Genomic DNA, 1,027 nt, shown 5'->3' with positions numbered 1-1,027 from the left:
GCATGGGAAGCCTACGCGGCAACGAAGAGCGGCTGGACGCTGAGTACGGGCGACGGAAGCAAGACCGTGAAGGTCGAGCTGAAGGATGCAGCAGGAAATGTCTCGCAAGCAAGCGGCAGCATCGTACTGGACACAACAGCGCCGAATGGCAGCTTGACGATTGAGAGCGGGAAGACGGATACGAACCAAGCAGCGGTACAACTGCAGTTGACGAATCCGGATGCAACGGCTGTCTCGATGCGATTCCAGAATGAAGCAGGCACATGGAGCGCATGGGAAGCTTACGCAGCAGCGAAGAGCTGGACGCTGAGCACAGGCGACGGCACGAAGACGGTGAATGCGGAGCTGAAGGACGCAGTCGGCAACGTATATGCAATCAGCGACACCATTAATTACGATACGGCCAAACCGGTAATTACGGGTGTCGTGGACGGCAGCTTGAACAATGCCGATCTGACGATCACGTTCAATGAAGGAACGGGCGACCTCGACGGTGGTACGGTCTTTGCAAGCGGCAGTCAAGTAACGACGGAAGGCGACCATACGCTGACGGTTACGGATGCGGCAGGTAACACGACGACAGTCACGTTCACGCTGGACAAAACGGGACCAAACGGCACAGTCGTCATTAACGGCGGTGCTGCAGAGACGAATGCGACAACGGCAACGCTGGCGCTGACGAACGCAGACAACACCGCTAAGCAAATGCGTTTCTCCAACGACGGAACGACGTGGAGTGCATGGGAAGCCTACGCGGCAACTAAGAGCAGCTGGACGCTTGCGACAGGTGATGGCACGAAGACAGTAAGCGTGCAGTTGAAGGATGCAGCGAACAACATTACGACGATCAGCGACACGATCACGCTCGACACAGTGAAGCCTGTCATTGCAGGCGTTGTGGACGGAAGCTTGAACAACGCCGATCTAACGATCACGTTCAATGAAGGAACGGGCGATCTCGACAGCGGCACGGCATTCACGAGCGGCAGCAAAGTAACGACGGAAGGCGACCATACGCTGACGGTTA

Annotated in this window: 1 pseudogene; it reads left to right on the top strand. The window is 56.7% G+C overall.

Annotated features, from left to right (window positions below):
- Positions 1 to 1,027: pseudogene (locus SBI19_RS29355) on the top strand (Ig-like domain-containing protein); the annotation flags it as partial.

The organism is Paenibacillus sp. CCS19 (assembly GCF_033239625.1).
Lineage (GTDB): Bacteria > Bacillota > Bacilli > Paenibacillales > Paenibacillaceae > Paenibacillus_T.
Note: the sequence above shows the minus strand (reverse complement) of the source record. Positions and strands in the feature narration are given on the sequence as shown.